The organism is Promicromonospora sukumoe, from assembly GCF_014137995.1.
In the GTDB taxonomy this organism is placed as follows: domain Bacteria; phylum Actinomycetota; class Actinomycetes; order Actinomycetales; family Cellulomonadaceae; genus Promicromonospora; species Promicromonospora sukumoe.
Genome location: NZ_JACGWV010000001.1, coordinates 1,686,020 through 1,712,056 on the forward strand (window position 1 = coordinate 1,686,020; position 26,037 = coordinate 1,712,056).

General features: G+C 72.4%; 18 protein-coding genes. 13 read left to right on the forward strand and 5 right to left on the reverse strand.

The annotated features are described in order from the left end of the window. Nucleotides 1–75 precede the first annotated feature (75 nt). The 6 genes from FHX71_RS07445 (at nucleotide 76) to FHX71_RS07470 (ending at nucleotide 10,992) form a co-directional block, all read left to right on the forward strand. Nucleotides 76–738, forward strand: a complete 663-nt coding sequence (locus tag FHX71_RS07445) for an SDR family NAD(P)-dependent oxidoreductase (protein WP_182615100.1) — start codon at nucleotides 76–78, stop codon at nucleotides 736–738. A 117-nt stretch (nucleotides 739–855) separates the two neighbouring features. Beyond that, on the forward strand, nucleotides 856–2,790 hold the full coding sequence (locus FHX71_RS07450; RefSeq protein ID WP_312876955.1) for a potassium transporter Kup: 1,935 nt from the start codon (nucleotides 856–858) through the stop codon (nucleotides 2,788–2,790). A gap of 342 nt (nucleotides 2,791–3,132) precedes the next feature. Beyond that, nucleotides 3,133–5,352 carry a heavy metal translocating P-type ATPase gene (locus tag FHX71_RS07455; protein ID WP_182615101.1) on the forward strand — a complete coding sequence of 740 codons (2,220 nt, stop codon included), beginning with the start codon at nucleotides 3,133–3,135 and terminating at the stop codon, nucleotides 5,350–5,352. Nucleotides 5,353–5,588: 236 nt separating this feature from the next. Beyond that, nucleotides 5,589–8,315: an NPCBM/NEW2 domain-containing protein gene (locus tag FHX71_RS07460; protein ID WP_312876956.1), complete on the forward strand. Its 2,727-nt coding sequence runs from the start codon at nucleotides 5,589–5,591 to the stop codon at nucleotides 8,313–8,315. An 83-nt stretch (nucleotides 8,316–8,398) separates the two neighbouring features. Then, the gene (locus FHX71_RS07465) at nucleotides 8,399–9,886 is read left to right on the forward strand and encodes a glycerophosphodiester phosphodiesterase family protein (RefSeq protein ID WP_220489550.1); all 1,488 of its coding nucleotides are present in this window, start codon (nucleotides 8,399–8,401) and stop codon (nucleotides 9,884–9,886) included. Between the two features lie 158 nt (nucleotides 9,887–10,044). Continuing rightward, on the forward strand, nucleotides 10,045–10,992 hold the full coding sequence (locus FHX71_RS07470; protein ID WP_182615103.1) for a DUF808 domain-containing protein: 948 nt from the start codon (nucleotides 10,045–10,047) through the stop codon (nucleotides 10,990–10,992). A 161-nt stretch (nucleotides 10,993–11,153) separates the two neighbouring features. Here FHX71_RS07470 and FHX71_RS07475 read toward each other — a convergent pair whose 3' ends face one another. After that, nucleotides 11,154–11,831, reverse strand: a complete 678-nt coding sequence (locus FHX71_RS07475) for a GNAT family N-acetyltransferase (RefSeq protein ID WP_182618544.1) — start codon at nucleotides 11,829–11,831, stop codon at nucleotides 11,154–11,156. A gap of 565 nt (nucleotides 11,832–12,396) precedes the next feature. After that, entirely contained in the window at nucleotides 12,397–13,449 is a 1,053-nt protein-coding gene (locus tag FHX71_RS07480; RefSeq protein ID WP_182615104.1) for a LacI family DNA-binding transcriptional regulator, read from the reverse strand. A 143-nt stretch (nucleotides 13,450–13,592) separates the two neighbouring features. Here FHX71_RS07480 and FHX71_RS07485 point away from each other — a divergent pair, with 143 nt between their 5' ends. Genes FHX71_RS07485 through FHX71_RS07500 form a run of 4 tightly spaced genes read left to right on the forward strand, consistent with a single transcriptional unit; the run spans nucleotide 13,593 to nucleotide 19,532 of the window. Then, on the forward strand, nucleotides 13,593–14,909 hold the full coding sequence (locus tag FHX71_RS07485; protein WP_182615105.1) for an extracellular solute-binding protein: 1,317 nt from the start codon (nucleotides 13,593–13,595) through the stop codon (nucleotides 14,907–14,909). A 19-nt stretch (nucleotides 14,910–14,928) separates the two neighbouring features. After that, complete coding sequence (locus FHX71_RS07490) at nucleotides 14,929–15,846, forward strand: carbohydrate ABC transporter permease (RefSeq protein WP_246402346.1); 918 nt, start codon at nucleotides 14,929–14,931, stop codon at nucleotides 15,844–15,846. After that, the gene (locus FHX71_RS07495; RefSeq protein WP_182615107.1) at nucleotides 15,843–16,670 is read left to right on the forward strand and encodes a carbohydrate ABC transporter permease; all 828 of its coding nucleotides are present in this window, start codon (nucleotides 15,843–15,845) and stop codon (nucleotides 16,668–16,670) included. Before FHX71_RS07490 ends, FHX71_RS07495 begins: the two co-directional genes overlap by 4 nt. A gap of 12 nt (nucleotides 16,671–16,682) precedes the next feature. Beyond that, entirely contained in the window at nucleotides 16,683–19,532 is a 2,850-nt protein-coding gene (locus tag FHX71_RS07500; protein WP_182615108.1) for an alpha-L-rhamnosidase, read from the forward strand. Between the two features lie 200 nt (nucleotides 19,533–19,732). Here the strand turns inward: FHX71_RS07500 and FHX71_RS07505 are convergent, their stop codons facing one another. From FHX71_RS07505 to FHX71_RS07515, 3 genes are all read right to left on the reverse strand, one after another. After that, complete coding sequence (locus FHX71_RS07505; RefSeq protein WP_182615109.1) at nucleotides 19,733–20,170, reverse strand: VOC family protein; 438 nt, start codon at nucleotides 20,168–20,170, stop codon at nucleotides 19,733–19,735. A 73-nt stretch (nucleotides 20,171–20,243) separates the two neighbouring features. Continuing rightward, nucleotides 20,244–21,005 carry an SDR family NAD(P)-dependent oxidoreductase gene (locus FHX71_RS07510; protein ID WP_182615110.1) on the reverse strand — a complete coding sequence of 254 codons (762 nt, stop codon included), beginning with the start codon at nucleotides 21,003–21,005 and terminating at the stop codon, nucleotides 20,244–20,246. 105 nt (nucleotides 21,006–21,110) lie between these two features. After that, nucleotides 21,111–22,592, reverse strand: coding sequence for an aldehyde dehydrogenase family protein (locus tag FHX71_RS07515; RefSeq protein ID WP_182615111.1), 1,482 nt, complete (start codon nucleotides 22,590–22,592; stop codon nucleotides 21,111–21,113). A 193-nt stretch (nucleotides 22,593–22,785) separates the two neighbouring features. Here FHX71_RS07515 and FHX71_RS07520 point away from each other — a divergent pair, with 193 nt between their 5' ends. From FHX71_RS07520 to FHX71_RS07530, 3 genes are read left to right on the forward strand one after another with little or no spacing between them, the layout of a single operon-like run. Then, nucleotides 22,786–24,189 carry a glycoside hydrolase family 125 protein gene (locus tag FHX71_RS07520; RefSeq protein ID WP_182615112.1) on the forward strand — a complete coding sequence of 468 codons (1,404 nt, stop codon included), beginning with the start codon at nucleotides 22,786–22,788 and terminating at the stop codon, nucleotides 24,187–24,189. 8 nt (nucleotides 24,190–24,197) lie between these two features. Further along, nucleotides 24,198–25,073 carry a carbohydrate ABC transporter permease gene (locus tag FHX71_RS07525; RefSeq protein WP_312876957.1) on the forward strand — a complete coding sequence of 292 codons (876 nt, stop codon included), beginning with the start codon at nucleotides 24,198–24,200 and terminating at the stop codon, nucleotides 25,071–25,073. Beyond that, the gene (locus FHX71_RS07530; protein WP_220489552.1) at nucleotides 25,070–26,014 is read left to right on the forward strand and encodes a carbohydrate ABC transporter permease; all 945 of its coding nucleotides are present in this window, start codon (nucleotides 25,070–25,072) and stop codon (nucleotides 26,012–26,014) included. Before FHX71_RS07525 ends, FHX71_RS07530 begins: the two co-directional genes overlap by 4 nt. Nucleotides 26,015–26,037 lie beyond the last annotated feature (23 nt).

Below are 26,037 nucleotides of genomic sequence, written 5' to 3' on the forward strand. Positions count from 1 at the left end.
ACCTGCCGGGGACCCGGGAGCGGACGTAGCGTCGAGGTGACACCTTCGAGTGACACCTACGAGAGGACTCGTCGCATGCCCACCATCGCCATCATCGGCGCCGGCCCCGGCGTCGGCCGCGCCGTCGCGCAGCGTTTCGGACGCGAGGGCTTCGCCGTCGCGCTGGTCTCCCGCAGCCAGGACAAGGTCGACGCGCTCGCCGCCGAGCTCGCGGACGACGGCGTCACCGCGCGGGGCTACGCGGCCGACGTGCTCGACGCCGACGCCCTGACCGCGGCCCTGGAGGCCGCGGCCGCCGACCTGGGGCCGGTCTCCGTGCTCCAGTACAGCCCGCTCCCGGCGCGGCACTACCTGCGGCCCGTGACCGAGACGCCCCCGGCCGACATCCTGGAGGCCGTCCGGTTCTCCGTGCTCGGGCCGGTGGCCGCCGTGAACGCGGTGCTGCCCGGCATGCGGGAGGCGGGCGCGGGCACGCTCGTGTTCGTCAACGGCGGGACGTCGGTCCGCCCGCGCACGCAGTACGCGGGCACGTCCATCGGGTTCGCGGGGGAGAGCGCCTACGTGCAGATGCTGCACGAGGCGCTGGAGCCCGCGGGCATCCGGGCGGTCCAGCTCGTGATCCCCGGCGCCATCCAGGGCGACGACCCCGAGCGCGGGCACGACGCCGTCGCCGAGCGCATCTGGGGGCTGCACACCAGTCCGGGCGAGTTCCGTGAGCTCCTGTCGCCGCTCGACTGACCTGCCGCGCCGCGGGCCCGGGCCGACGTCGGGCCCGGCGCCCGGGTGTGACGCGCGGGGCGTTAAGAAACCGTCAATGCCGCGCCGGGCGCGGCGGATGCGCCTTAGGTTCCACGGGTGACTACTGCTCTTCGCCCGCCCGGCCTGGTGTCGCGGCCCGCTGACGTCCTGCGGCTCGCCGTCGTCGTCGGCGCGCTCGGCGTCGTGTTCGGCGACATCGGGACCAGCCCGATCTACACCCTCCAGACGGTCTTCAACCCGGAGGACCCGCACCCCGTGCCGGCCACCACGGAGAACGTCTACGGCGTCGTCTCGCTGATCTTCTGGTCGGTGATGCTCATCGTCACCATCACGTACGTGCTGCTGGCGATGCGGGTGGACAACGACGGCGAGGGCGGCATCATGGCGCTCATCACCCTGCTGCGCCGGTGGGCGAAGAACGGGTCGACGCGTACCGCCATGACGCTCGCGGGGCTCGGGCTGTTCGGCGCCGCGCTGTTCCTGGGCGACAGCATGATCACGCCGGCCATCTCCGTGCTCTCCGCGGTCGAGGGCCTCAAGATCATCAACCCCGAGTTCGAGGGCTGGATCGTCCCGGTCACCGCCGTGATCATCGTGCTGCTCTTCGCCGCCCAGAAGTTCGGCACGGCGGCCGTGGGGCGGCTGTTCGGCCCCGTGATGATCGCGTGGTTCACCGCGATCGGGGCGTGCGGCATCTGGGGCGTGGCGAACGAGCCCGGCATCCTGCGCGCGCTCTCGCCCACGTACGCGATCGGCTTCCTGGCGGGGCACTTCGACCTGGCGTTCTTCGCGCTGGCCGCGATCGTGCTGTCCGTGACCGGCGCCGAGGCCCTGTACGCCGACATGGGGCACTTCGGCCGCAGGCCGATCTCCGTGGGCTGGATCTTCCTGGTGCTCCCGGCCTGCGCGCTGAGCTACCTGGGCCAGGGCGCGCTGATCCTCCAGGACCGCGCGAACGTGTCGGCCCCGTTCTTCCTGCTCACCCCCGAATGGGCCCTGATCCCCATGGTGGTCCTGGCGACCGCCGCCACGGTGATCGCGTCCCAGGCCGTCATCACCGGCGCGTTCTCCGTGACCGCACAGGCCGCGCAGCTCGGCTACCTGCCTCGCCTGCGCATCCTGCACACCTCGCGGTCGGAGCGCGGCCAGATCTACGTGCCGTTCATCAACTGGGTGCTCATGGTCTCGGTGCTCACGCTCGTCTTCGCGTTCCGCAACTCCGCCTCGCTCGCGTACGCCTTCGGCATGGCGGTCACCGGCACCATCACGATCACGACCGTCCTGTTCTTCTACGTCGCGTGGAAGACCTGGAACGTGCCGCGCTGGGCGCTCGCCTCGACGGCCGCCGTGCTGCTCACCGTCGACCTGCTGTTCGTCGCGGCAAACCTGACCAAGCTCGTGCACGGCGCCTGGCTCACCCTCTTCATCGCCATCACCGCCTTCACCGTCATGACGACGTGGCAGCGGGGCCGCGAGATCGTCACGGCCAAGCGCGAGGCCATGGAGGGCCCGCTGCGCGAGTTCGTGGAGAAGCTGCGCACCGGGACAGCGCCGGTGCAGGTGGTCCGCGGCACCGCGATCTTCCTGAACCGCGCGAGCCAGACGGCGCCGCTGGCCCTGCGGGCCAACGTCGAGCACAACCACGTGCGCCACGAGCAGGTGGCGGTGGTGGCCGTGGAGACGGCCATCGTGCCCCGGCTCGCCGACGAGGACCGCGTGACCATCGAGCACCTCGGCGAGAGCGACGACGGCATCACGCACCTGACCGTGCGCTTCGGGTACGACGAGCGGCCCGACGTGCCGTGGGCGCTCGCCCAGCTCGCGCCCGAGGACACCGAGGGGCGCCTCGACCTCGACAACGCCACCTACTTCCTGTCGCGCATCGAGCTGCAGCTCGGCGACGAGCCCGGCATGGCGGCCTGGCGCAGGCGTCTGTTCATCGCGACGTCGCACATCACCGCCGACGCCGCCGAGCACTTCGCCCTGCCCCGCGACCGGACGGTGCTGCTCGGGTCCCACGTGGACGTGTAGGCGGTCTTGGGCCCTGGCCTGCGGCGCTGACCTGCGGTGTTGCACGGAGTCTCAACCTCGACCTGAGGTCGGGACCCGGGTGAACCTTCAACCTCGACTTGAGACTGAGTCGGGGAGTGCGACGGTCGAGATCCGGGCCCGGGTAACTGTACGAATTCGAGGTGTGTTGCTCTGCGTGGACATTGTCTACGTGGAGCAACACACCTCGAATTCGTATGCCTGCCACCTGGGCGCGTGGGTCACGGACGACCTGGGTTCCCGGTTGACGTTGATACCCCCTAGGGGTATATATGGAGTACTGCCGCCCCACGGGGCATGCTCTGCTCAACCCAGGAGCGATCCATGAACGAGCCACACCAGCACACCTCCGGACACACCGCTGCGCCCGGTCCCGACCTCCACCAGGGTCACGCGCACCCGGCGCCGTCGCACGAAGACCACGCCGGCCACACGGGCCACGCCGACGACGCGTCGCACGATGTCGCGCACGCCGCGCACGTCGAACACACCGGCCACGAGAGCCACGCGGGCCACGCGGGCCACGGCGGGCACGCGGGTCACGGCGACCATGTCGGCCAGTTCCGACGGCTGTTCTGGATCATGCTGGTGCTCGCCGTGCCGGTCGTCGCGTTCTCCGGCATGTTCGCGATGATCCTCGGCTACGACCTGCCCGACGCCGCCTGGGTCACGGCGATCCCGCCGGTGCTCGGCACCGTCATGTACGTGTGGGGCGGCTCGCCGTTCCTGACCGGCGCCGTCAGCGAGCTGCGGTCCCGCAAGCCCGGGATGATGTTGCTCATCGGGCTCGCGATCACCGTCGCGTTCGTCGCCTCGATGGGCGCGAGCCTGGGCCTGCTCGACCACCAGCTCGACTTCTGGTGGGAGCTGGCGCTCCTGATCGTCATCATGCTGCTGGGCCACTGGATCGAGATGCGCTCGCTCGCGCAGACGACGTCGGCCCTGGACTCCCTCGCGGCCCTGCTGCCCGACGAGGCCGAGCGGGTCGAGGGCGACCTGGTCGTCACGGTCGCGCCGGGCGACCTCGTGGTCGGCGACGTCGTCGTGGTGCGGCCGGGCGGGAGCGTCCCGGCCGACGGCCGCGTCGTCGACGGCCGGGCGGAGATGGACGAGTCCATGGTGACGGGGGAGTCGCGCACCGTGCCGCGCGGCCCGGGCGAGCCCGTGACCGCGGGGACCGTCGCCACCGACTCCGGCCTGCGCGTCGAGGTCACCGCCACCGGCGACGACACCGCCCTGGCCGGTATCCAGCGGCTGGTCGCCGACGCGCAGGCGTCGTCGTCGCGGGCGCAGCGCCTCGCCGACGTCGCCGCGGGCTGGCTGTTCTGGTTCGCGCTGGGCGCGGCCGCGATCACCGCCGTCGTCTGGACCCTGCTCGGCCTGCCCGACGACGCCGTGATCCGCACCGTGACCGTCCTCGTGATCGCCTGCCCCCACGCGCTGGGCCTCGCGATCCCGCTCGTCGTCTCGATCGCCACCGAGCGGGCCGCCCGCGGCGGCGTGCTCGTCAAGGACCGCCTCGCGCTGGAGAGCATGCGCACCGTCGACACCGTGCTGTTCGACAAGACCGGCACCCTCACCAAGGGCGAGCCCACCGTCGCCGAGGTGCGGTCCGCCCGTGACCCGGGCCAGGACGACACCGACGCGGGAGGCACACAGACCGACATGCTCCTGGCGCTCGCGGCCGCCGCCGAGCAGGACAGCGAGCACCCGCTGGCCCGGGCGATCGTCCGCGCGGCGCAGGAGCGCGGGCTGACGGTCCCGCGGGCCACGGGCTTCGAGTCGTCGCCCGCCGTCGGCGTCACGGCGACCGTCGACGGGCACGAGATCCGGGTCGGCGGCCCGCGCCTGCTGGAGGAGCACGGCCAGGACGAGCTGGACGCCGTCGACGCCTGGCGGCAGGACGGCGCGATCATCCTGCACGTCCTGCGCGACGGCGTCGTGGCCGGCGCGATCAAGCTCGCCGACGAGGTGCGGCGCGAGTCCCCGGCGGCCGTCCGGGCGCTGCACGACCGGGGCGTCCAGGTCGTCATGATCACGGGCGACGCCGAGGCCGTGGCCCGGTCCGTCGCCGACGAGCTCGGCGTCGACCGGTACTTCGCCGGCGTCCGGCCGGGGGACAAGTCGGCCAAGGTCGCGGAGCTCCAGGCCGAGGGGCGCAAGGTCGCGATGGTCGGCGACGGCGTCAACGACGCCCCCGCGCTCGCCGAGGCCGACGTCGGCATCGCGATCGGCGCCGGCACCGACGTCGCCATCGCCTCGGCGGGCGTGATCCTCGCCAGCGACGACCCGCGGTCCGTGCTCTCGGTGATCGATCTGTCGCGGGCGAGCTACCGCAAGATGAAGCAGAACCTGTGGTGGGCCGCCGGGTACAACCTCATCTCGGTGCCGCTGGCCGCCGGGGTGCTGGCGCCGGTCGGCTTCGTGATGCCGATGTCCGCGGGGGCGGTGCTCATGTCGCTCTCGACCGTGGTGGTCGCGCTCAACGCCCAGCTCCTGCGCCGCCTCGATCTGCGGCCGGGGCACTGGCAGATCCGGCGGTAGGCCGCCGGTAGGTTCGCCGGTCGGTTCGCCGTCAGGCCCACCCACCAGGGGCGGGAACGCCTGTTGACCTGGTCCGGTGCGCCGCCTAGCCTGCTGGGCGGCGCACCGGCCGCCGTGCTCCGAAGCCGCAGCACGACGCAGCCGCACCACCACACAACCGCATCCGAAGCAGCGCACTCGACGTCAAGGGAGACCTCGTGCAGCTCGTACCAGCGTTCCGTCCTGCCCTTCATCTGGTGACAGCGGTGTCAGTCCTCGCGCTCGTCGCGAGCGGGCTGGTGGTCGCGGGCACCGCCAGCGCGGCCCCGGCGGGCACCGGGCCGGGTGGCGGACCGGGCGGGTCAGGTGCGGCGGCGTCGGAATGGCGCGTGGACGGCCCGCGCGGCTCGCACCTGGACGGGCTGCTGCGCCTGGACGAGGCCGGTCAGGTCGCGCTCGACGTGCGGTCCGACGGCGGCACGGTGCTCTCGGCCACGCGCCTCGGGCTGCGGGGCAGCGACGGCGACCTGACCACCGGCCTCACCTTCGCCGGCCGCAGCGACCGCACGGTCCGCGACGCCTACGCCATGTCCACGGGCAAGCGTGAGCGCCGGGCCTATACGCACCGCGAGTCGGTGTTCACGTTCGACGGCGCGGCCGGCGGCCGCCTGCGCATCGCGGTCCGGGTGGCCGACGACGGCGTCGCCTACCGCTACCTCGTCGACGGACCGGGCGAGCACCGGGTCGACGACGAGTCGGGCGCGTGGGAGCCGGCCGCGGACGGGCCGGCGTGGATGCAGCGCTCCTACGCCGTCAACTACGAGGCCGAGTGGAGCACCACGACCGCGGCGGCGGGCAACGGCTCCGGCAGCGTCGGGTACCCGGTGCTGTTCGGCCAGGGCGACACGTACGCGCTGGTCACGGAGGCCGACCTGCACGGCGACTACTCCGGCACGCACCTGGCCCACGAGCCCGGCTCGCTGCGCTACGACGTCGAGCTCTTCGAGGGGCGCCCCGTGACCACGACGGGCGACCTGTCGACCCCGTGGCGGGTCGCGGTCGTCGGGGACCTGCCCGGCGTCGTCGGCTCCACGCTGGTGGACGACCTGGCCACGCCCGCCGCCCTGGACCCGGAGGCGGACTGGATCAGGGTGGGCCGGTCGAGCTGGAGCTGGCTGACGGACGCGGGCAGCCCGCGTGACGAGGCGCGCCAGCGCGACTTCGTGGACCTGTCCGCGCGCAACGGCTGGGAGTACGTGCTGCTGGACGAGGGCTGGGACGCGAGCTGGGTGCCGCGCACGGTCCGCTACGCGCACACCCGCGGCGTCGACGTCATCGTCTGGTTCCACAGCCGCGACCTGCGCACGCAGGAGCAGCGCGACGAGTGGCTGCCGCGCCTGAAGTCGTGGGGCGTGAGCGGCATCAAGGTCGACTTCATGGACTCCGACTCGCAGGAGATCCACCGGTGGTACGACGACGTGGCGCGCGACACCGCCAGGTACGAGTTGATGATCAACTTCCACGGCGCGGCCCTGCCCACGGGCCTGCAGCGCACGTGGCCGCACATCATGAGCTACGAGGCCGTGCGCGGCATGGAGAACGGGATCAGCCCCGAGCGCAGCCTCATCGTGCCGTTCACGCGCGGCGTCGTCGGGTCGATGGACTTCACGCCCGTGGTGTTCTCCCGCGACAACGACCGCACGTCCAAGGCGCAGCAGGCCGCGATGGGCGTCGTCTACGAGTCGGGCTGGCAGCACATCTCGGACAAGCCCGAGGGGTACGACGACGAGCCCAACGCGCTGCCGTTCCTGCGGAACCTGCCCACGACCTGGGACGAGGTGCGGCTGCTCAGCGGCACGCCGGGCCAGGACGCGGTGCTCGCTCGGCGGTCCGGCGACCGGTGGTTCGTGGGCGGCATGCGGGCCGGCTCCGGCGACCCGCTGCGCCTCCCGCTGGAGGGCCTCGCGCGCGGTTCCAAGGTGGTGGTCGACCTGCTGACCGACGACGGCGACGACGGGTCGGCCACCGTGCACTCCACGGTCCGCACCACGACGCGGGACACGCTGCGGGTGCCGACGGCGGAGAACGGCGGCTTCGTGGCGGTCGTGTGCGCCGCGACGGGCGGACGGGAGTCCTGCCTGGAGCCGCTCGAGGCGCGGCCGGACGCCGCGATCACGGTCGACCCGGTCGAGGCCGACGTCGCGCCCGGCAGCACCGTGGAGGTGACGGCCGCGTTCACCGTCGCGGACCGCGCCGTCACGCGCGTGCGCCTGACGCCGGACCTGCCCGCGGGGTGGACCACCGACCAGGGCGCCCGCACCGTGGCGCGGCTCGCCGCCGGGCAGACCGCGCGCTTCACCTGGCAGGTCAGCGTGCCGGCCGACGGCGCCCCGGGCACGTACGAGGTGCCCGTCGACGTGGACTACCGGGCCGGTGGTGCGACCGGGGGCGGCGCGACCGGTCGCGGCGAGTACGTCGCCGCGAGCCAGGCGACCCTGTGGGTCACGCCGCCCGCCCCGACGGGCAGCCCGTACGTCTCCGACCTGGAGTGGACCGAGCAGTCGAACGGCTACGGCCCGGTCGAGCGCGACCGGTCCAACGGCGAGGCCGCGGGCGGCGACGGCAACCCGCTGCGGATCGCGGGCGTCACCTACGCCAAGGGCATCGGCATGCACGCCACCGGCTCGGTGACCGCCTGGCTGGGCGGCGCCTGCACGGCGTTCACCGCCGTCGTCGGGATCGACGACGAGGTGCTCGACAAGCCGGGCGACACCGGCGTCGGCTCAGTGCGGTTCGCCGTCTACGGTGATGGCGTGCTGCTCACCGAGACGCCGGTCCTGTCCAACGACGACGGCGGGGTGCCGCTCGACGTCGACGTCACCGGCGTGCGCCGTCTGCGCCTGGTCGCCGACGAGGGGCCGGACGGCAAGAACTTCGACCACGCGGACTGGGGCGACGCGCGGGTGGAGTGCGGGGAGGTCTGACCGGCCCAGCGTTCAGCGAGTGTTCAGCCGGCCGTCGGGTGCGCGTCGCCCCGGCGGCCGGCTGCGGCACCAGGCTCGCCCCCATGAACTCACGCATCCGTACCCGCGCCGGGGCCGTCGTCACCACGGCCGCCCTGGTGCTGTCCGGCGCCGTCGCCTCCGTGGCCGGCACCCTGGCCGGTGCCCCGTCCGTCGACGCCGGCCCGGTCGACGCGGCGTCGTCGTCCGCCCTGCACGCCGGCCACGGCGGCCCCGGGCACGGGGGCCGCACCCCCGCCGAACGCGCCTACCGCGACCTGCTGGACCACGGCCCGGACGCGAAGATCCTGACCGCGGCGCACCGTGCGCAGTGGCGCTCGGCGCCCGAGAACAGCGAGCCGGCCATCCTGGCGGCGTTCGAGGACGGCGCGGAGATCGTCGAGCTGGACGTCCAGCTCACCGCCGACGGCGTGCCCGTGCTGATGCACGACACGACCGTGGACCGCACCACGAACGGCACCGGCCGCGTCGACAGCCTGACGCTGGAGCAGGTCGAGGGCCTGCGGCTGCGCGAGGGGCTGGGCGGCGCGCAGGCCGCACTCACCGACGAGGGCGTGCCGACCCTGGCCGAGGCGATGCGGCTGGCGAAGGACCGCGGCCTGGTCAACCTCGACAAGGGCTGGCCGTTCCGCGAGGAGATCTGGGCCGTGCTCACCGAGACCGGCACGGTCCGCAACGGCCTGTTCAAGTCGGACGCGCCCGTCGAGCAGGTGCAGGAGTTCCGCGCCACGCACCGCGGCGCCGTCTACATGCACATGGTCACCGACGCGAACCTGGCCGACGTCGATAAGTTCGGCGACGACCAGCCCGTGGCCTACGAGGTCAACTTCGACAGCACGGCCGACGCCGTCGCGCGCCGTCCGTTCCTGGACCGGGTGGCGAGCGGGAGCCGCGTCTGGAGCAACACGATGTGGAACGGCCTGTCCGAGCGGATGACGGACGAGGCGTCGCTCATCGACCCGCTGCGCGGCTGGCAGGCGCTGGTCGAGGGCTACAACACCACGATCTTCCAGACCGACGACGTCGAGAAGCTGGAGAGCTGGCTCCGCACCGGCGAGGGCGACCCGCTGCCGCGCGGCGCCGTCCGGGTCGAGGCCGAGGACTTCCTGCCCGGCGAGGGGGTCGGGTACCACGACCTCGAGCCTGCCAACCGCAGCAACCTGCAGATGCGCCCGGGGGAGGGCGTGGACATCCAGGACCTGGACGGCGCCGTCAGCCTCGGCTGGATGCGCGGCGGCGAGTGGCTCACGTACTCCGTCGAGGTGCCGAAGACCGGTACCTATGAGGTCGCCGTGCGCGCGTCGTCGCCGTACTCGCCCGCCGGGACGTACACCGTCTCCTTCGACGACGGCGCGCCGAGCGGCCGGGTCGCGGTCCGGAACACGACCAGCCACGCCAAGCAGGTGCTCCAGCCCAGCGGCGTCACGCAGCGGCTGACCAAGGGCACGCACACCCTCCGGATCAGCCTGCCCGAGGACGCGTACCAGAACTGGAACCTGGACCGCATCGAGCTCATCCCGGCCGGCCGCTGATCCCAGGCCCGGCGCCCGTGTCAGACGTACAGGTCCCTCGGGGGACCTGTACGTCTGACACGTGGTGTGGGTCGGGTGCCCGGGCGGGGGCCTCGATTGCATAGGCTTCGGGACATGACGACACATCGACCGGAGCGGGGTGCGCCGTGGGTGGCCTGATGGGACTGCTGGACGACATCGCCGCGCTGGCAAAGCTCGCGGCGGCGTCCATCGACGACGTCGGCGCAGCCACGGGCCGTGCGACCGCCAAGGCGGCAGGTGTCGTCGTGGACGACACCGCCGTGACACCGCAGTACCTGCGCAGCATCGCGGCGCAGCGCGAGCTGCCGATCGTGAAGAAGATCGCGATCGGGTCGATCCGCAACAAGCTGGTCTTCATCCTCCCGGCCGCGCTGCTGCTCAGCCAGTTCCTGCCGTGGCTGCTGCCGATCGTGCTGATGATCGGCGGCACGTACCTCGCCTACGAGGGCGCCGAGAAGATCTGGCACAAGATCTCCGGCCACTCCGAGGAGACGGTGCTCGCCACGGAGGTGAGCCCCGAGGCGGAGAAGAAGCTGGTCGCGGGCGCGGTCCGCACCGACCTGATCCTGTCGGCCGAGATCATGGTGATCGCGCTCGACGAGGTCGCCGACGAGTCGTTCTGGTCCCGGCTGACGATCCTCGTCGTGGTGGCCTTCGTCATCACGATCATCGTCTACGGCATCGTCGCGGCCATCGTGAAGATGGACGACGTCGGGCTGCGGCTCGCCGAACGCGACTCCGGCTTCTCCAAGTCGCTGGGCCGCGGGCTCGTCAAGGCGATGCCGCGCGTGCTCGCCGTCATCTCCGTGGTCGGCACCGTCGCGATGCTCTGGGTGGGCGGGCACATCCTGCTCGTCAACCTCGGCGCCGACGGCACCGGCTGGATCCCTGGGCCCTACGAGTGGGTGCACCACCTGGAGGTCGTCATCCACGACGGCGCCGGCGCGCTCGGCGGCACCCTCGGGTGGCTGTTCAACACGTTCTGCTCCGCGGTCGTCGGCCTGGTGGTCGGCGCGGTCGTGGTGGCCGTGCTGCACCTGCTGCCGTCCCGGAAGAAGGCGACGGAGGAGTCGGCGGCGCACTGAGCTGCTCGGTTCATCTGCTGGGCTCGCGGAGGCGGCCCCCGGTGCATGGTGCGCCGGGGGCCGTCTCGCGTCTGCGGGGATGGGTTCCGGGTCAGGCGCCCGCACCGGGTCGCGTTACCGCGCTGGAACCGGTGCCGGACTCTGGCCGGGCTCCCGCAGCGTCACGGACGCGCGGGCGTGTGCACCATGCCGAACTCGTTGCGGCGTCGCACCACGAACCCGAGGCTCTCGTAGAGCCGGATCGCGTTCGTGTTGTTCGCCGCGGCATGCATCATGGCCCGGGCGCCGCGCTCGCGGACGTGGTGCACGACGTCGAGCACCAGGCGCGAGGCCAGTCCCTGGCCGCGGAACCGCTCGTCGGTGGCGACGGCGCTGATCTCGGTCCAGCCGGCGGGCCGCAGGCGCTCGCCGGCCATGGCCGCGAGCACGCCGTCGCGCCGGATGCCGACATACCGGCCCATCTCGTGGGTGCGGGGCAGGAACGGGCCGGGCTTCGCGCGGGCGACGAGGTCCAGCATCTCCGGGACGTCCGCCTCGCCCAGCACCACGGCCTCCTCGTCGGGGCGGCCCACCAGGCGCGCGGTCTCGACGAGCTGCACGCCGGCGAACAGGTCGCCGCGCACCCAGCCCGCCGGGAGCGCGACGGACTCGGGCGGGGCGGGGAAGTCGGCGTCGTACCCGACGAGGTCGATGATCGCGGCCCAGACGCGCGGGTCGTCCCAGGTGCGGACGGCGGCGAACGGTGAGACGTCCCCGGGGTACCGGCGTACCAGGTCGCCGCCCTCGGCGAGATGCGCGTGCTCACCGCTGAGCGACGACCACGCGGCGTTGTCCAGCACGGAGTAGTCGGGTTCCGGGGCGGCGGTGGCCGGGGAGCCGGGCGCCGGGAAGGCGGTCTTCGCGGAGGCGGCCGACGGCTGCTGGTCGGCGCTGGGTGCGGTGGTGGTCGTGGCGCTGGCGGGCGTGGTGGTGCGGGTGGCGGTGGTGCGTGCCGCGTCGTCGGGCGCCGCGCCGGTGTCGGTCAGAAGGCTCACGAAATGACCAACTTCTCTGCGGCCACGCGCATTCCGAGGTGTGCCCCTGGGGGCCGGGTCTGCCGCCGTCCGCCGTCCGACGTCGGTTGTCCGCCGCCCGACGTCGGTTGTCCGCCGTCCGCCGTCCGCCGTCGGCCGGAGGCGGATGCCTGCTGGGACCTCTCCTTTGAGACCTAAGTTTCTTCGCTTTGAGCCGCCCCAAAGCGAAGAAACTTAGGTCTCAAAGGAGAGGGCGACGACGCTGGCTACCGATCTCGATGCGGACTGCCGATCTCACCGGCCACCGGCCACCGGCCATGCTCCACGGGCCACCGGTTACCGACCATGCTCCACCGGCCGCCGGCCATGCCCACCGGCCACCCGCCGGCCACTAACCCTCACGCCCCGGCGCCGCCCCGCTCGACCGCCGGACCCGCAGCACCGCCTCTGCCTCGTAGAGCACCGACTCGGTCCGGCCCTCCAGCCGTTCCAGCAGCAGCCGCACCGCCTCCCGGCCCAGCGTGATGCCGCTCTGGTCGACGCTGCTCAACGACACGAGCGGGTGCCGTGCGATCGGCACGTCGTCGTACCCGACGACGGACACGTCGCCTGCGTCGAGGCCTGCCTCCGCGACCGCGCTCAGCACCCCGATCGCCAGGGTGTCGTTGCCCGCGAAGATCGCCGTCGGGCGGTCGGGGGAGGCCAGCAGGCCGAGCGTCGCGGCGTGCGCCTCGGAGCCGTCGAACATCGTGTGCACCACCTGCGGCTCCAGCCCGGCCGCCGCCATGCGCTCGCGGTAGACGGCGGTCCGCACCACGTGGGGCTCGGCCCCGGCCTGGCCGGCCCACGGCGGCTCGGGTCGCGACGGGTGGATGGTCAGGTGCGTGATCCGGGTGTGGCCCAGGTCGAGCAGGTGCGACATGACCTGCTCGGCGCCGGAGCGGTCGTCGCCGGTGATCGTGTCGTAGCGGTCGGAGCGGTCGTGCCGCCCGATCATCACCAGCGGCGTGCGCTCGGCGACCCGTTCGAGCCAGGCGGGGTCGACGCGCGGCGAGATCGCGACGATGCCGTCGACCTGGCGGTCGGCGAGGCTGTTGATCGCCACGTCGCCCTTCTGGTCCCGGCCGAGCGGCGCGATGATCATCTGGTACGGGGTCTCCGCGAGCGCCTCCGTGGCGCCGTCGACGATCATCGTCAGGAAGTCGTTGCCCACCTGCGGGATCTCGAAGCCGAGCGTGAAGCTCGCCCCGCGCATCGCCCGCGCCGCGACGCGCGGCCGGTACTCCAGGCGCTCGATCGCGGCCTCGACCTGCGTGCGCATGTGCGGGCTGACGCCGTAGGCGTTGCGGATCACCTTGGACACCGCGGCCCGGGAGACGCCGGCCTCGCGGGCGACGTCCTGGATGGTAGAGGGCCGCGGGCGGCGGGTCGGTTGGGTGCTCATCGTGAGGCCATCCTGCCCGTGTAGATCGGTTGACACCAGAAATGGCACCCCGCTAGCGTGCTCCCACTGAAAGGATTCATCGGTGCGAGTGTAGATCGCTCTACACTCCGCCGTCCCATCCGTCTCTACAAGGAGGTAGAGAGATGTCCCGTACGTTCCCCACCCGCAGGTTCGCCGCCGCAACGGCCGCAGCCGCCCTCGCCGCGACCGGCGCCCTGACCGGCTGCGCCGCGTCCGGCTCCGGCGACGGCACCACCGAGATCACGTTCCTGACCTCGAACGACGCCCCCAACCCCGAGACCGCCGAGGCCCTGGCCGCGGCCTTCGAGGAGGAGCACCCCGACGTCTCGGTCGACGTCGAGATCCGCCCCGGCGGCACCGAGGGCGACAACCTCGTCAAGACCCGGCTGTCCACCGGCGAGATGGCCGACGTCTTCTACTACAACTCGGGCTCCCTGCTCCAGGCCCTCAACCCCGACTCCACCCTGGTGGACCTGAGCGACCAGGAGTGGGTCAGCTCGCTGACCGAGGAGTTCACCCCCGTCGTCAGCACCGACAACGGGCTGTACGGCGCGCCGCTCGGCGCCTCGTTCGCGGGCGGCGTCGTCTACAACAAGCCGCTCTACGAGGAGCTCGGGCTGGAGGTCCCCGAGACCTGGGACGAGTTCATGGCGAACAACGCGACGATCGCCGCCGAGGGTGACGGCGTCGCCCCCGTGATCCAGACCTACGGCGAGACGTGGACCAGCCAGCTCTTCGTGCTGGGCGACTTCGCCAACGTGCTCGCCGTCGACCCCGAGTGGGCCGACCAGTACACGGCCCACCAGCGCTCCTACGCCGACGAGCCCGCGCTCCTGGGCTTCCAGCACCAGCAGGAGGTGGCCGAGGCCGGGTACTTCAACGAGGACTTCCCGTCCGCGGCCTTCCAGGACGGCGCCCGCATGGTCGCCGAGGGCGAGGGCGCGCACTACCCGATGCTCTCCAGCGTCATCCAGACGATCCTGCAGAACACGCCCGACGCCGTGGACGACATCGGCTTCTTCGCCCTCCCGGCCGAGGACGCCGCCAACACGCAGGCCACGATCTGGCAGCCCAACGCTCTCTACGTGCCGAGGTCCACCGAGGGCGCCGAGCTGGAGGCCGCCAAGGAGCTCGTCGCCTTCGCGAACAGCGAGGCCGGCTGCGAGATCCAGAACGAGCTGCTGCCGCCCGCCGGGCCGTACGCGGGCACGTGCGAGGCGCTCGACACCGCGCCGGCGCTCCTGGCCGACATCCAGGCCTACTTCGACGCCGGGAAGGCCGCCAACGCCCTGGAGTTCAGCTCCCCGGTCAAGGGCCCCAACCTGGAGAAGGTCACCGTCGAGGTGGGCTCCGGCATCAAGACCGCCGAGGAGGCCGCCGAGTTCTACGACCAGGACGTCGAGAACCAGGCCCGCCAGCTCGGCCTCGAGGGCTGGTAGGTCGCCGATGGTCGCGACCATGACCGAGGTGGGGTCCGCCAAGCGTCGTCGGACGGCGGGCTCAGGCTCCACCTCGGCCACCCAGCGCAGCATCTACCCGACCTGGTTCTACCTGCCGGCCGGCGTGCTCTACCTGATCTTCTTCGCGGTGCCCACGTTCGCGTCGTTCTGGTTCAGCCTGACCCGCTGGACCCTGTTCGACACCGAGTTCATCGGCCTGGACAACTTCGTGCAGTTCTTCGCCGAGCCGCAGCTCTCGCGCGGGTTCCTGAACACGCTGATCTACGGCTTCGTGACCTCGGGCGCCAAGGTCGTGCTCGGGCTGGCGCTCGCGGTGCTGCTCACCTCGCAGCTCGTGGGCCGCGGCTACCTGCGCTCCGTGGTGTTCTTCCCGGTGCTGGTCTCCACCATCGGCGTGGGCATCACGTTCAAGGCCCTGCTCGACCCGTTCGACGGCGTGGTCAACACGATGCTCGCCACGTTCGGCATCGAGGGACCGGGGTGGTTCACCGATCCGAACCAGGCGCTGCTGACCATCGCGGCCGTCGACGTCTGGAAGGGGCTCGGCATCGCGACGCTCATCTACATCGCGGGCATCGTCGCGATCCCGCAGGAGTACTACGAGGCCGCGCGGGTCGACGGCGCGGGCGCCTGGCGTCAGTTCCGCTCCATCACGCTGCCGCTGGTCCAGCCCGCGACGGCCACCGTGATCATCCTGTCCCTGATCGGCGGCCTGCGGTCGTTCGACCTCATCTGGGCGACCACGGGCGGCGGCCCCGGGTTCACCAGCGACGTGATCGGGTCCGTCATCTACAAGCAGTACCAGGCCGGCTTCTACGGGCTGTCGACGGCGGGCAACGTGATCCTGTTCCTCGTGGTCACGGCGATCATGGTGCCGGTCTCCCTGCTGCTCAACCGCAAGGAGGTGGACCGATGAGACGCGCCGGGTCCCGGGCCACGGGCATCGTGGCCATCGCGGTGTCGGTCGTGGTCTTCCTCGTGCCGTTCGCGTTCATCTTCCTGACGGCGTCCAAGGACGCGTCGTCGGCGTCGCGCCTGGAGTTCACGTGGCCCACGCAGTGGGCCTTCACCGAGAACCTGACCGAGGTGCTGACCACCCGCGACGGCATCGTCGTGCGGGCGTTCCTCAACTCCACAGTGCTCACCGTGGTGAGCGTGGCGGTCATGGTGGTGCTCGCGGCGATGGTCGGGTACCTGCTCCAGCGCCGGAAGTCGCGGCTCAACCCGGTCGTGAACTTCTTCGTGCTCGCGGGGCTCATCGTGCCGCCCGCCGTCGTGCCGACCATCTGGGTGCTGCAGCAGACCGGGCTGTTCAAGACCATGCCCGGCCTGATCCTCATCGAGGCGACGTTCGGGCTCTCGTTCTGCGTGCTGCTGTTCCGCGCGTTCGTGGCGACCATCCCGCGCGAGCTCGACGAGGCGGCGATCATCGACGGCGCCGGGCCGCTGCGGCTGTTCTTCGCCGTCATCCTGCCGCTGCTGCGGCCCGTGATCATCACGATCGTCGTGGTCCAGGCGGTCAACGTGTTCAACGACTTCACCAACCCGCTGTACTTCCTGCCCGGCGACGAGAACGCGACCGTGCAGCTCACCCTCTACAACTTCCAGAGCCAGATGGTCAGCCAGTTCAACCTGCTGTTCATGGACATCCTGCTGATCACGGTGCCGCCGCTGGTCATGTACATCTTCTTCAACCGCCAGATCGTGGCCGGCATGACGTCCGGCGCGGTCAAGGGCTGAAAGGGGCCACCGATGAACGACGACACCCCGACCACCGCCGGCACCCGCGTCCGTGAGGTGCGCGTGGAGCGGCGCACCGACGGCGCGTTCGCCGACACGCCCACCCCGCGCCTGAGCTGGACCGTCGAGTCCGACGTGCCCGGCTGGTGGCAGGCCGGAGCGGAGGTACGGCTCGACGGCGGGGAGGCGCTCCGCCTGGACACCGACGAGTCGCGGTTCGTGCCCTGGCCGTTCGACCCACTGACGCCGCACGCCCGGCACACGCTGGAGGTGCGCGTCACCGGCACCGACGGCGGCACCTCGCCCTGGAGCGACCCCGTCACCGTGCGCAGCGTCTTCCTGGCCGACGGCGAGTGGGCGGGCCGGTTCGTGGGCCTGGCCGGCCCGGGGCCCGACGACGACGCCACGCCCGGGCTGCTGCGGACCGAGCTCGACCTGCCCGGCGACGTCGCCCGCGCCACGCTCTACGCGTCCGCGCACGGCGTCTACCAGGTCGAGATCAACGGGCAGGACGTCGACGACGCCGTGCTCAAGCCCGGCTGGACCGCCTACCAGCACCGGCTGGTGCACGAGGCCACCGACGTCACCGCGCTGCTGCGGACCGGCGCCAACGCCGTCGGCGTCCGCCTGGCGGGCGGGTGGTGGACCGAGAAGTACGGCTTCCACGGCGCCGCCCAGACCTTCTACGGCGAGCAGCCGGCCGCGGCCGTGCACCTGCACGTCGAGCTCGCCGACGGCACCATCCGCGTACTGACAACCGGGCCGGACTGGCGGGGCGCGGTTGCTGGCGTCGTCGTGGCCAGCGGCATCTACGCGGGCGAGCGGGTCGACGCCGGCCGCGCCGTCTCCGGCTGGAGCCTGCCCGGGTTCGACGACGCCGCGTGGGCGCCGGTGCGCGTGGACGCGTCCGACGTCGTCCCCGAGCCTGCCATCGCCGAACCCGTGCGGCGGGTCGGGGAGCTCTCGGTCCGCGAGGTGATCACCACGCCGTCGGGGCGCACGGTGCTCGACTTCGGGCAGAACCTCGTGGGCCGCCTCCGGGTGCGGGTGACGGGGGAGCGCGGGCAGGTGATCACGCTGCGGCACGCCGAGGTGCTGGAGCACGGGGAGCTCGGCGTGCGGCCCCTGCGGCACGCGGCGGCCACGGACCACCTGGTGCTCTCCGGGGGTGACGACACCTTCGAGCCCGAGTTCACGTTCCACGGGTTCCGGTACGCCGAGGTCGACGGCTGGCCCGGGGAGCTCGACCTGGAGGCGGCCCGCGCGGCCGTGACCGCCGTCGTCATCAGCAGCGACATGCGCCGCACCGGATGGTTCGAGAGCTCGGACGAGCGCGTGAACCGACTGCACGAGAACGTCGTGCAGGGTATGCGCGGCAACTTCGTCTCGCTGCCCACCGACTGCCCCCAGCGCGACGAACGCCTCGGCTGGACCGGCGACATCCAGGTCTTCGGGCCCACCGCGAGCTACCTCTTCGACAGCAACGCCTTCCTCGCCTCCTGGCTGCGCGACGTCGCCGCCGAGCAAGCCGCACGCGGCGGCGTCTGCCCGATCGTGGTGCCGTTCGTGCTGCCGTTCGGGTCCAAACCCGCCGCGGCCTGGGGCGACGCCGCCGCCGTCGTGCCCACGACCCTGCTCGAACGGTTCGCCGACCGGCGGGCGCTCGCGGAGCAGTACCCGAGCATGCGGGCCTGGGCCGACGTGCTGCTGGACCTGTCCGGGGAGCGGCTGCTCTGGGAGGGCATGTTCCAGTTCGGGGACTGGCTCGACCCGGACGCGCCGCCGGACGACCCGGCCGGCGCCAAGACCGACCCCGACATCGTGGCCAGCGCCTACCTGGTGCGGTCCTTGCAGCTCGTCACGCGGGCGGCCCGCGAGGTGGGCGACGCGGCGGGCGTCGAGCGGTACGGCGACCTCGCCGAGCGGGCGCGACTGGCCTGGGCGGCCGAGTACACGACGCCGTCGGGCCGGATCGTCTCGGACGCGCAGACCGCGTACGCGCTGGCCATCACGTTCGACCTCGTCGACGACGCGACGCGCGCGGTGATGGGCGACCGGCTCGCCTGGCTCGTGCGCCGCGCGGGCTACCGCATCGGCACCGGGTTCGTGGGCACACCGATCATCCAGGACGCGCTCACCGGCACCGGGCACGCCGACGTCGCCGGCCGGCTGCTGCTCCAGACCGGCGTGCCGTCCTGGCTGTACGCCGTGACCATGGGCGCCACCACGGTCTGGGAGCGGTGGGACAGCATGCTGCCGGACGGGAGCATCAACCCCGGCGAGATGACGTCGTTCAACCACTACGCCTTCGGGGCCGTCGCGGACTGGCTGCACCGCACGGTGGCCGGGCTCGCCCCGGACGCAGCGGGATACCGCCGGCTGCGGGTCGCGCCGGTGCCGATCGCGGGGCTGGACCACGCGGTGACGCGGTTCTCGACGCCGTACGGGTTGGCGGAGGCCGGCTGGGTCGCGCGCGACGGGGAGATCGTGGTGCACACCGTCGTGCCGCCGAATGCGTCGGCGGTCGTGGTGCTGCCGGACGGCTCCGGCGAGTTCGAGGTGGGCGCCGGGCGGCACGAGTGGACCGTGCCCGACCCGCGCGACCGGTCCGTCCCGCCGCCGGTCACGCTCGGCTCCACGCTGGGCGCAGTCGCCGACGACCCGGAGGCGTTCGCGACCGTCCTGGCCGCCGTCGAGGCCGCGGACACCGGGCATACCGGCGCGCTGCGCTCGCTGAAGGAGTGGACCGACCAGCGGACCCTGGAGGAGGAGCTGGTGCGGCTCCCGTCGGGCGCGCCGGAGCAGGTGCGGACGGCGCTCGACGACCTCAACGCCCGCCGCGGCGCGGTGGTCGCGGGGTAGGCCGACGCCGGCTGGCTCGTCTCCTTTGAGACCTAAGTTTCTTCGCTTTGAGCCGCCTCAAAGCGAAGAAACTTAGGTCTCAAAGGAGAGGGGGGTTCAGCGGTGGTCGGCAGTTCGCATCCCCGCGTCGGCAGTTTGCGTCCCCGCGTCGGTAGTCGGCCTCGACCGGCTCGACCAGCTCGACCAAGGAGCCTTCGGCGTCAGTCCAGGCAGAACTCGTTGCCCTCGACGTCCTGCATGTTCTGGCAGGACTCGTTCTCGCCGTCGGCCAGCAGGAGGATGCCGCGCGTCGCGCCGATCGCCTCCAGGCGGACGGCGTGCGACTCCAGGACCGCCAGCCGTTCCTCGCCCACCAGGCCCCGGCCGACCTTGATGTCGAGGTGCACCCGGTTCTTGACGACCTTGCCCTCCGGCACGCGCTGGAAGAACAGCCGCGGGCCGACGCCGTTCGGGTCGCTCGCGCCGAACCACGAGTCCCGCTTCTCCTCGGGCAGCGAGAGGCTGTACTCCTCCCACGTGGCGAAACCGTCCTCGGTCGGGTCCGGCGGGACGTACCCCAGTGCCTCGCACCAGAACCGGCCCACGCGCTCAGGGCTGGCACAGTCGAAGGTGATCTGGACGGGCTGAACGGTCGTCATCGGCACACCCTAGGACGGCGGCGGCCCGGGGTTCACGCTGATTCCCGCAGGCGATTCCCGCACCAAGGAGCCGTCACACCGACTCCTTGGTGACGCTCCACCCGCCGTCGACGTTCAGCTCGACGCCCGTGATGAACGAGGCGCGGTCGGAGCAGAGGTAGGCGATCGCGTCGGCGACCTCGGACGCCTCGCCGAGCCGGCCCAGCGCCGTCGCCGCCGCGGCGCTCGCGCGCTCGGCATCGCCGACGCCGTCCCAGTGCGGCGTGAGCACGGGCCCGGGCAGCACGCTGTTCACGCGGACGGCGGGGGCGTACTCGGCGGCGAGCTGCCGCGCGAGCCCCGTCATCCCCGCCTTCGCCGAGGCGTACGCGGCCCGGCCGGGCAGCCCGAAGTGCGCGTGCACCGAGGAGACCATCACCACGGCGCCGTTGCCCGACGCCGACAGGTCCGGCAGCAGCGCGCGCGTCGCGAGGTAGGCGCCCGTCAGCGTCACCCGAATCTGGTGCTCCCAGCTCTCCGGCGGCGTGTCCGCCAGCGAGGCGATGCGCCCCGCGTAGGCGTTGTTCACCAGGATCTGCGGCCGGCCGAGCTCCGCGTGGCAGGCGGCGACGGCGTCGGTCCAAGCGGCCTCGTCGGCCACGTCCATGACCGCCGACGCCGCCCGGTGTCCCGCCGCGCGCAGCTCGTCCCGCAGGTCCTCGGCGGTGGGGGAGACGTCCACGAGCAGGACGGCGGCGCCGTCGTCGGCCAGGCGCCGGGCGGTCGCCTCGCCGATGCCCCGGGCGGCGCCGGTGACGACGGCGGTCCGGCCGTCCAGGGGGAGCTCACGCGTCATGAGGGGTGCCTTTCGTCGAGCGCTCGCCCCGCGACCGGGGCGTCCCGCCGCAGGCTACCCGCCGGACGCCGTCGGCCCGGGCCCCGCCCAGCCCGTCCGACGCCGCTAGATCGGGTACGGCCGCGACCCCGCCTGCACCGTGATCCAGCGCAGCTCCGTGAACTCCTCGATCGCCGCCCGCGAGCCGAACCGTCCCCACCCGCTGGCGCCCACGCCGCCGAACGGCATCTGCGGCTCGTCGTGCACCGTCGCCCCGTTGACGTGGCAGATCCCGGACCGGATGCGGCGCGCGACGTCGAGCGCGGCCGTCACGTCCCCGCCGAACACCGCGGCCGACAGGCCGTACTCGGTGTCGTTGGCGATCCGCACGGCCTCGTCGGCGCCGTCGGCCTCGGTGATCGAGACGACCGGCCCGAAGGACTCCTCGCCGTAGATCCGCATGCCGGGCCGCACGCCCCGCACCACCGTGGGTCGCAGGTACAGCCCGTCGGCGGTGCCGCCGGCGATCACCTCGGCGCCCTGCTGCTGGGCGTCGGCGATCAGGTCGAGCACGTGGTCCCGCGCCGCGGCGTGCACCATGGGCCCCACCTGCGACTGCGGGTCGTCCGGCGCGCCCACGGCCAGGCCCGCGGCGCGGGCGGCGAGCCGCGCGGAGAGGTCGTCGGCGACGGACCGGTCGACGACGACGCGCTCCGTGGACATGCAGATCTGGCCCTGGTTCATGAACGCACCGAAGCTCGCGGCGGCCGCCGCCTCGGCCAGGTCGGCGTCGGGCAGGACGACGAACGGCGCCTTCCCGCCGAGTTCCAGCAGCACCCGGGTCAGGTGCCGGCCGCCGAGCTCGCCGATCACCCGGCCCACCCGCGTCGACCCGGTGAAGTTGACGCGCCGCACGGCCGGGTGCGCCACGAGCGCCTCGACGACCGCGGGCGCGTCCTGCGGCGCGTTGCTGATCAGGTTGATCGCCCCCGCGGGCGCCCCGGCCTCGCGCAGCACGTCGACGATCGCGGCCTGGGTGCGCGGCGTCTGCTCGCTGGCCTTGAGGACCACGGTGTTGCCCAGCACCAGCGGCATCGCGACGGCCCGGACACCCAGGATCAGGGGCGCGTTCCACGGCGCAATGCCGACGACGACGCCCGCGGGCTGCCGGACGCCGTAGGCGGTCAGCCCCGGCACGTCGGACGGGATGATCTCGCCGACGGCGGAGTACGCCTGCGCCGCCGCCTCGGCGAGCATCCCCGTGGCGACGTGCACGTTGAACTCGCACCACGGCCGGGTGGCGCCCATCTCCTCGCCCATCACCCGGGCGATCTCGTCCGCCCGCTCGGCCAGCAGACGCGCGGCACCCGCGAGCACCTCGCGGCGGGCGGCCGGGGGCAGCCCGGACCAGGTCTCCAGGGCTGCCGCGGCGGCGTCGGCCGCGCGGTTCGCGTCCGCGACGGAGGCGGCGGCGACGCGCGCGATCCTCTCGCCGGTCAGCGCTCGGACGAAGTCGGTGTACCGGCCGCCCTCGGCGGGCACGTACTGCCCGCCGACGAACAGGTCGGCGGTGGCCAGGCCGGTGGTCTCGGTAGCGCGTTCTGACATGGGGAACTCCTCGTCGAGACGGCCGCCCTCGTCGTCGGGGTGCGGCCCTTCGAGTATTCCGCGAGCCGGTCACCTGCGTCTTCTGCTATTACCCCTATTCCGATACGTTGACATGGGGGTAATTGGCTCCTACTGTTCACGACAGGCCGGGCCAGCGTGGGTCCGGCCGGCAGCACCGAACGATGGGGTTCGAATGAGCTACGTGACAGGCAGCGCGGCGCCGGAGACCGGTACGGCCGCGCTCTACGACCCGGACGTCCTCGTGGACCTGGTCGAGCAGGTCCGCGAGCGGCTGGGCGGCGAGATCGCGGACGCCGTCGGCCGCTGCATGGCGGACACGCTCGCCCGGACGATCACCCTCCACCCGGACGGCACCGCCTTCGTGATCACCGGCGACATCCCGGCGATGTGGCTGCGGGACTCGACGACGCAGCTCGCGCCGTTCCTGCACCTCGCCGCCGCGGACGAGCGGCTCGCGGACACGATCGCGGCCGTCTCGCGGCGGCAGCAGTCCTCGATCCTGCGCGACCCGTACGCCAACGCCTTCAACGACGGGCCCACCGGCGGCGGCCACCGCGACCGCACGGGACACCCGGAGACGGGGCAGTCGCCCTGGGTCTGGGAGCGCAAGTACGAGATCGACTCCCTGGCCTACCCGCTGCAGCTCGCCTTCGACCTGTGGCGCGTCACCGGCCGTACCGACCACCTCACCGACCTCGGGCAGGTGGGGCGCACCGTCATCGACCTGTGGCGCACCGAGCAGCGGCACGCGGAGGCGTCGTCGTACACCTTCGAGCGCACCGACTGCCCGCCGACCGACACCCTGGTGCGCGACGGCCGCGGGCCCGAGGTGGGGTTCACGGGCATGACCTGGGCGGGCTTCCGCCCCAGCGACGACGCCTGCACCCACGGCTACAACGTGCCGGGCAACGCGCTCGCGGCAACGACGCTCGGGCACCTGGCGCAGCTCGCCGCCGAGGTGCTGCACGACGACGACCTCGCCGCCGCGGCCACGACCCTGCGTGTTGAGATCGAGCGCGGCATCCGCGAGCACGGCGTCGTGACCGGGCCCGACGGCGTGCCGGTCTACGCGTACGAGGTGGACGGCCGCGGCGGCGTGCTCCTGGCGGACGACGCCAACACGCCCAGCCTGCTCGCCCTGCCGCTGACCGGCTGGTGCCGCGCCGACGACCCGCTCTACCTCGCGACCCGCGACCTGGTGCTCAGCCCCGCCAACCCGTACTACTACCGCGGCTCGGCGGCCTCCGGCATCGGCAGCCCGCACACGCCCGAGGGCCACGTCTGGCCCATCGCGCTGGCGATCCAGGGCCTGACCAGCACCGACCCGGCCGAGCGCCGCGCGCTGCTCGACCTGATCCTGGCGACCGACGACGGGACCGGCGCCGTGCACGAGTCGTTCCACGCGGACGACCCCGGTATCTGGACCCGCGAGTGGTTCTCCTGGGCGAACTCCATGTTCTGCGAGCTGGCCCTGGAGACCGCGGGCCTGCGCACCTACCGCCGTCCGGCCCCGGACCACACACCTGACTCGACCGCCGGAAGCGCGGCCGAGTCAGTCTCGGGGTCAGCACAGTGAGCGCCGCCGTGAGTGCCACCCGGCGGCAGCAGACCATCTCCGCCTGGATCTTCCTGGCCGTGCCGGTCGCGCTGTTCGCCGTCTTCCTGCTGCTGCCGGTGGTGATGGCGATCGGCCTGAGCCTGACGGACTACTCCGTCATCGGCGACTTCGAGTGGGTGGGCCTGGACAACTACGCGCGCATCGCGGGCGACCCGATCTTCTGGGTCGCGGTGCGCAACACCGCGTTCTACACGGTGCTGTACGTGCCGGCCGGGCTGCTGGTCGCGCTCGGCACCGCGCTGCTGCTGAACCGCAGCACGCGCGTGGCCCGCGTCTTCCGCACCCTGTTCTACATCCCGGTGGTCTCCTCGACCGTGGCGACCGCCGCGATCTGGTTCTGGCTGCTGAACCCGCAGTACGGCCTGTTCAACGCGGTGCTCGGCTGGTTCGGCATCGACGGGCCGGCGTGGCTGTACGAGTCCCGCTGGGCGATGATCGCCATCGTCATGATGAGCGTCTGGGCCGGGTTCGGCGCCAACATGATCATCTACCTCGGCGCCCTGCAGGGCGTGCCCCGCGAGCTGACCGACGCCGCCCGCGTCGACGGCGCGGGGGCCTACCGGGTGTTCTGGCACGTGACCCGGCCGGCGATCTCGCGAGCGACGTTCCTCATCCTGACGCTGCTGCTGATCGCCGCGTTCCAGGTGTTCGACCAGGCGTACGTGCTGACCAAGGGCGGCCCCGGCAACTCGACGCTCACGCTCGTCTACTACATCTACGACCGCGGCTTCGGGCGGCTCGAGATGGGCTACGCCTCGGCGCTGTCGTTCGTGCTGTTCCTGGTCATCCTCGTCTTCTCGGTCGCCAACGCCCGGGCCACCGGACGGGAGACCGGCCGATGAGCGCGCTCGCGACCGCCCCGGCCGGCACCCCCGCCCCGGCGTCCGCCCCGCAGCAGCTCACCACGACCCGGCCGCTGACCCCGCGTGCGGTGACCGGCAAGGTCGTCTGGGCGCTCGCCGTCGTCCTGATCTCCGTCACCACGGTGATGCCGCTGGTCTGGACCCTGTCGACGTCGCTCAAGCCCGAGGGCGAGATCCTCTCGTCCTACCTCCAGCTCGTGCCCGAGAACCCGACCGTCGCGAACTACGTCGCGCTGTTCACCGACGGCCCGTTCGGCCGGTACCTGGCCAACTCGGCGGTCATCGCGCTCGGCGGCGTGGTCACCAACCTGTTCTTCGGCGGCCTGGCCGGGTACGCCCTGGCCAAGCTGCACTTCCGCGGCCGCGGCGTCGTCTTCTCGCTGTTCCTCGGCTCCATGATGGTGCCCGGCATCATCACGATGGTGCCCACCTTCCTGGTGCTGCGGCGGTTCCCGCTCGTGGGTGGGAACGACCTGTTCGGCGAGGGCGGGGCCGGCTTCATCAACAGCTACGGCGCCGTGCTCATCCCGTTCGCCGCCGGGCCGTTCGCCGTGTTCTTCATGCGCCAGTTCTTCCAGGCGCTGCCCGACGAGCTCGGCGACGCCGCGCGCATCGACGGCGCGAGCGAGTTCCGCATCTTCTGGAACATCTACCTGCCGCTGGCCCGTGCGGGCCTCGCGGTGCTGGGCGTGCTCACCTTCCAGGCCGGCTGGAACAGCTTCCTCTGGCCCCTGATCGCGCTCAACGACCCGGAGATGCTCACCGTCCAGGTGGGCCTGGCCGGGTACGTCAACGAGTACCAGACCGAGTACGGGCCCCTGCTGGCCGGCACGATCCTGGCGAGCCTGCCGGTCCTGCTGGTCTTCGTCGTGGCCCAGCGCTACATCATCGAGAACTTCGCCCACTCGGGTACGAAGTGATGACACCCTGCAAAGGAGCAGAG